General features: G+C 72.9%; 5 protein-coding genes. 3 read left to right on the top strand and 2 right to left on the bottom strand.

What is annotated here, in order from left to right; translation table 11 throughout:
- On the top strand, window positions 1–820 hold an 820-nt coding region (locus tag DI269_RS00440; RefSeq protein ID WP_112133200.1), incomplete at its 5' end, for an NHL repeat-containing protein.
- Here DI269_RS00440 and DI269_RS00435 read toward each other — a convergent pair.
- Entirely contained in the window at window positions 801–2,012 is a 1,212-nt protein-coding gene (locus DI269_RS00435; protein ID WP_112133199.1) for an MFS transporter, read from the bottom strand. The genes DI269_RS00440 and DI269_RS00435 overlap by 20 nt on opposite strands.
- Window positions 2,013–2,111: 99 nt before the next feature.
- Here DI269_RS00435 and DI269_RS00430 point away from each other — a divergent pair, with 99 nt between their 5' ends.
- Window positions 2,112–3,197: a DUF5937 family protein gene (locus tag DI269_RS00430; RefSeq protein ID WP_112133198.1), complete on the top strand. Its 1,086-nt coding sequence runs from the start codon at window positions 2,112–2,114 to the stop codon at window positions 3,195–3,197.
- 100 nt (window positions 3,198–3,297) lie between these two features.
- Window positions 3,298–5,277, top strand: a complete 1,980-nt coding sequence (locus DI269_RS00425) for a hypothetical protein (protein WP_112133197.1) — start codon at window positions 3,298–3,300, stop codon at window positions 5,275–5,277.
- Between the two features lie 59 nt (window positions 5,278–5,336).
- Here the strand turns inward: DI269_RS00425 and DI269_RS00420 are convergent.
- Window positions 5,337–6,195 (bottom strand): ABC transporter substrate-binding protein (locus DI269_RS00420; protein ID WP_112133196.1); only part of this gene is annotated, 859 nt, incomplete at its 5' end.

Raw genomic sequence — 6,195 nt, 5'->3', positions numbered from 1 at the left:
CCGCCTCGCGGTCGCCCCGGCGGCCGCGGCGCTCCTGGCCGCCGCCTGCTCCGCCGAGCCGGACCCGTCCGGTGTCGACCCCGGCTCCCTGCAAGGGCCCGGCGAAGCGGCCTGGGGCGGCCTGTCGTCGCCGGTCGGCATGGCCTTCGACGCCGACGGCGCGCTGTACATCGCGAACTGGTCGGGCGGGACCATCGAGCGGTTCACCGCCGAGGGCGAGCGCAGCACCTTCGCGAGCGACCTGAACGGCCCCTCCGGACTCGCGATCGGCGCCGACGGCACCGTCTACGCCGCCTCCTACAGCGGCGACGTGGTGTGGCGCTTCAGCGAGGACGGCGAGCCGGAGGTCTTCGTCGACGGCCTCGCGACCCCCGCGGGCCTGTCGTTCAACGCCGCCGGGGAGCTCCTGATCGCCAACCGCCAGACCGACGAGATCCTCGCCGCCGACGCGGAAGGGACCACGCGCACCGTCGCGACCGGGCTCCAGACCCCGGTCGGCGCAGTGGAACTCGACAACGGCGACCTCATGGTCAGCAACATCAACGGCGGCGTCTCCCTCGTCTCCGGCGGGACCGAGGCCGAGCACGTCAACACCGACCTCGCCAGCCCCGGCCCCGGCATCGCCCCCGCGGGCGGCGACGCGGTCTACGTCGTCGACTACGGCGGCTCCACAGTGGAGATGATCGAGCCGGACGGCACCCGCACCACCGTCGCCGACGGCTTCGACAGCCCCACCGGCATCACCGTCGCACCGGACGGGCGCCTGGCCGTGTGCGACTGGGGCACCAGCTCGGTCTACTTCATCGACCCCGTCCACTGACGCGGCGCTTCGGCGCCACGGCGCCCGCGGACACGAGCGTCGCCGCTGTCAGGCCGCCCCACAGGGCGGCCGGGCCGAGGGCGGCGAGCGCGGTGATGACCGCGGGCGAGACGGCCAGGCCCAGGCCCGTGGAGAGCTGGAAGCGCGCGAGCGCGCGCCCCATCGCGCGGGGCGGGGCCAGCGCCGTGACGAGCGCGGTCGAGCTGCCCGCGTAGAGGATCTCGCCGAGGGTGCAGGCCACGGACACCAGCGCGACGGCCGGTGCCGCCCAGCCGTGGCCGAGGACGGTGGCCGCGAGGAAGCCGAGGTAGGACGCGCTGAGGACGATGCCGCCGAACGCGAGCACGGCTTCGCGGGAGTAGCGCGACATGAAGACCGTGACCGGGATCTGCAAGGTCACCACCAGGACCGTGTTCGCCACGAAGACGACCGCCGACCACACCGGGGAGGCGTCCAGGTGGGTCACCAGGATCAACGGGAGCGCGATCTCGGGGACGTTGAGGCAGAACGAGTACACGACGTTCGCCGCCAACAGCGTCCCCATCCGGGGTGCCGGCCCCTCGGTAGGTTCCCCGCCTTGAACACCGGCCGGGTCCGCTCGCAAGTGGACCGACCACGTCAGGGCCGCCGCCGCGAGGTAGGCGAGCCCGGTGACGGCCGCCAGCGCCTGCATCGCGGCGGCGCCTCCGGCGAGGAACGCGATCGCGAGGAGCGCGCCCGCGCCCATGCCCGCGTTGCGCAGAGCCCGGCTCGTCGCGAGGGCGGCGTCCCGGTCGCGGCCGTGGGCGACCGTGGCGACCAGGGCCGCGTGGGCCGCGGGCCAGGCCTGGTTGCCGATACCGAGGAACAGCGCCGCGGCCGTGAACATCCAGACGTTCCCCGCCGGGGCGGCCAGCAGCAGCGCCACGCCGAGGACCCGCACCAGCATCGACGCCGCGACGACCGTGCTGCGCGCGCCCCGGTCCAGCCACCATCCGACCGCGGGCGTGCACGCCAGGGCCGCGACGATGCCGATCGTCATCGCGACGCCGGTGGCCGGGGCGGACAGGCCCAGCACGGTCACGCCGTAGAGCAGCAGGAACGGCCGCAGCAGGCCGGTGCCGAGCGCGTCCACGGCCAGGGCCGCGGCGTAGCGGGGGCCGCCGGAGGCGCGGACGAGGTCGCGCGGCCGGAGCTTGGTGGTGGTCGACATGGCGTCAAAGGTGCGTTTGCACGCCGCGCGCACCGCGTCGATTGACGGTGTTCGTCAACCGACGCCGTCGCCGGTTTCCGGATCGCCGAGAATACGGGCATGGCGTTGAGGATCGACATCGGCGGACTGCCGCCGGAGCGGCTGCGGTTCTCGGTCTCCCCGCTGGCCGAGCTGACCGCGATGCTGCACGTGCTCGCCGAGCCCGCGCACCACCCGCAGCTCGCGGGCTGGGCCGCGGACGTCTGGGCCGGGCTGCGCCCCGAGCTGGCCGAGCGCCTCAAGGAGGCCGAGTTCCTCTGGCGCTCTTCACGGGCCGACTTCCTGGTCCCGGCCCGCCCCCGGCCGACCCTCGCCGAGGAGCTCGACGATGTCGACCGGATCGACGACGAGGCCTACGCGACCGCCGCCCTCGTCACCACCTGCGGCAGCAACCGCATCCACTTCGGCGCCGCCTCGCCCCTGGTCGACGCGGCCGCCCGCGACCGGGCCCTGGGCCTCGCCCAGGCCCGCGGCGCGGTCCAGGAGGCCTTCGCCGAACGCCTCCTCGCCGACCCCGCCTCCGTGCGGGCGCGGGTCCGCGACACCCTCGAACAGTGCGCCGAAGCCTTCTTCGACGACGCCTGGGCCGACGTCGCAGTGCGCCTCGCCGGCGACCGGCGCCTCAAGCACGACCTGCTCAAGCGCCGCGGCGTCGGCGCGGCCCTCGCCTCGGTCTCCGGCGCGGTCGCCCTGGCCCCGGAAGGCGACGCCATCGTCGTGGACAAGTTGCAGGACAGCGCGACCACCGCGAACGGCACCGGAGTCACGTTCCTGCCCAGCGTCTTCGGCCGCCCGCACCTGGTCGCGGTCTACGCCCGCGGCTGGCAGCCGGTCGTGCAATACCCCGTCGCCGAACCGGACTCGCCCGCGCCCGTCTCGCTGGAGACGGTCACCCTCCGCCTGGAGGCCCTCGCCCACCCGGTCCGCCTCCGCCTCCTCCGCACCCTCGCCCGCGGCCCCCACACCACCGGCGAACTCGCCCACGCCTGGGAGCTCACACCCCCCGAGGTCTCCCGCCACCTCGCCGTCCTCCGCCGCGCCGGCCTCCTCACCTCCCAGCGCCACGGCCGCTTCGTCCGCTACACCCTCAACATCCCCGACCTGACCGCCCTCGGCCCCGACCTCCTGGCGGCCGTCCTGCGATGAGCGATTGCCGCGAAGGGGACGCAACCCTCGCGGACTGAGGCTGCGTCTTGGACGGGAACGGGTCGTCCGGCCCGTTCGAGTCCAGCAGAAGGATCTCCTTATGCGACAACTCAAGCGCACCGGATCGGCGGTCGCCGCCGCGGCGGTGCTGACCGGTTCCGTGTTCGCGGGCATCGCCGTCGCGCACGCCGAGGACCCGGCGCCCGCGGTCGAAGACGCCGCCGCGCCGTCGACGGTCACGCTTCCGACCGGCGATCGCGTGACCGTGCTTCCGAACGGCACCAACGCGATCGAACCGGCGGCGGGGCGCGAGGACGTCAGTTTCCTCACCCCGCCCTCGCCGACCGGGGACGTCATCGTCGTCCCGACCGATCAGATGGAGGCGATTCAGAGCGGGGAGGTGGACGCGCGGCGGTACAACGTCTCCGCGCTCCTGCGCGCCGGCGAGAGTGATGCGGCCGCCGCTCCCGAGTCCGAACTGGATGATCGGGACTACGTCGGCCTGATCCCCGACACCTCGACGGCCGACCTCACCGCCGCCGAGGACCTCCAGAAGCTCGACCTCACCCTCCTCAACCGCCACGGCAAGGCCCCCGACGGGGCCTGGATCCTGTGGTCCGCCGCCGACGGCAGCGCCGCCGGCGAGATCGAGATCGACGAGAACGGCACCGGCGGCACCGCGCTCCCGCCGGGCGACTACGTCATCGTGTCGGGATTCTGGTCCGACGCCACCGACGCCGCCTTCGGTCAGCAGGTCCTCGGCATGACGCCCGTGACCGTCGGTGACGGACCCGCCGAGCTCGTCCTCGACGCCGCCGACGCCGCCCCCGTGGGCGTCGACGTCGAGCAGCCCGACGCCGAAGTCCTGAACGCCATCTTCAACATCGGTGCGAAGGGCGCTGAGTCCCTCGGAGTCGGCCTGTTCCTCGGCCCGCGCGACGACGCGTTCCTGCTGCCCGAGCCCGACCTGCCGGACTACGAACTCGACTTCGTCTACCAGCCGGTCCTCGCGGACCCCACGGCCGCGAGCTACCCGTACGTCTACAACCTCGCCTTCATCGAGCAGGGCGGCTACCCCGACGACACGGAGTTCGCGGTCGCCGACGAGGACCTCGCCGCGGTCGAGACCGACTACCGCGACCTCGGCACCGCCTACCCCGCCGCGCAGGGCGACACCTGCGACTACGGCGACCGCGTCGACGGCTGGCTCGGCTCGGGCTTCTGCATCCTCGTCCCCACGGCCGTCCCGTCGCAGCGCACCATGTACTACACCGCCGACCCGGAGGTGCTCTGGAACAACGACCTCGCCGCCGGCACACGGACCCCCGACGGCGTCATCCTCGTCGACGGCTTCGTCGTCAACTACAGCGCGGTCTTCGAACCGGGCGTGACGGAGCGGGTCATGCCCCGCGGCGGCCTCTCGGCGGGCGTCTCCGACGGCTTCCGCTTCGACGACGCCGGCCAGAACTACATGGGCGCCAACGTCTACGGGGTCGGCGGCGGCAATGACGAGAGCATCGTCTTCGCCGGCGACAAGGGCGACGTCGCGCTCAGCCGCGACGGCGAGGTCCTCGTGGAGGCGTTCGGCCTCGACTTCTACCAGGAGCTGCTCTACGGCGCGGTGCCCGAAGGCGACGCCGGCCGGTACACGCTCACCGTCGACGCCAGCGACCCCTCCGACTCGCGCGTGTTCGCGACCGACTTCAGCACCGAGTGGAGCTTCGACTCCGTCCCGGTGGCCGAGGGCGAAATGGCCGAGATCGTCCTGCCGGTCGTGCAGCTGACCTCCGACGCCATCGAGGGCGGCTACGCGCCCAAGCGCGGCTGCCAGGAGATCACCCTCGACCTGCGCTCGTTGGAATTCGGGCCGGTCGTGCACGCCGAGGACATGACGTTCGAGGTCTCCTATGACGACGGCGCGACCTGGAAGTCCGTGGACATCGACCGCGACGGCGACACCGCCACGGCCGAACTCACCCACCCCCGCGGCGCCAAGTGGGTCTCGGTCCGCATGACCGCCCTCGACGACCGGGGCACCGAGGTCACCCACACCACGATCCGCTCCTACGGCCTGAAGTAGGCACCGAAGGTCCGGCGGGCCGCGCCCCGTTCGAGGGAGGCGCGGCCCACCGGGGTCTGTTACTCCGCCGCGGGGAGTTCGACGCCCGCGGCGTCGGCGATGTCGGCCAGGACCAGGCGGGCGGCCTGGATGCCGATGCCGCTCATCCAGATCTCGTCGGCGACGTTGAAGACCTTGCCGTTCTGCACGGCCTCCATCTCCGCCCACAGGGGACTGTCCTGGACGGCCTGCTGCTCGGTGTTCTCCGGATCGTCCGCGACGGTGACGAACACCAGGTCGGCGTCGGCGAGGTCGATCTGCTCGGGACCCACTTCCAGCGCGAAGTCGTCCACGTCCTGCGACTCGGGCCGCTCGACCCCGACGTCTTCGAGGATCACGCCCGAGAACGTCGCCTTCTGGTACAGGCGCGTCGGCCCGGCCAGGAATCGCACCACCGAGACCGTGGGCATCTCGCCGTACGCCTCCTGGATCGAGGCGCCCAGGGCCGCGGCCTCGGACTTGTACGCCTCCAGCGCGGCGGCCGCCTCGTCCTCCAGGCCCAGGGCCTCGGCGTGCACGGCGAGGTTCTCCTTCCAAGCGACGCCGGTGGTCTCGGTGAACACCGTCGGCGCGATCGCCGACAGGTCCTCGTAGATCGCCTCGTGGCGGATCTTCGACGACAGGATCAGGTCCGGCGCCAGCTCGGCGATCGCCTCCAGGTCCGGCTCCTCCATCGGGCCGACGTCCACAGTGTTCTCGGTCATCGACGCGAGGTAGTCGGGGAAGCCGCCGGACGTCTTGAAGTGCGGGGCGACCGCGCCGACCGGCTCGATGCCCAGCAGGGTCACGTCGTCCAGCTCGCCGGAGTCGAGCACGACCACCCGCTCGGGCTTCGCAGGGATCTCGGTCTCGCCCATGGCATGCGTGATCGTGCGCGGG

The organism is Glycomyces dulcitolivorans (assembly GCF_003265355.1).
Taxonomy (GTDB): domain Bacteria; phylum Actinomycetota; class Actinomycetes; order Mycobacteriales; family Micromonosporaceae; genus Glycomyces; species Glycomyces dulcitolivorans.
This window is presented reverse-complemented; position numbering and strand designations above follow the sequence as displayed.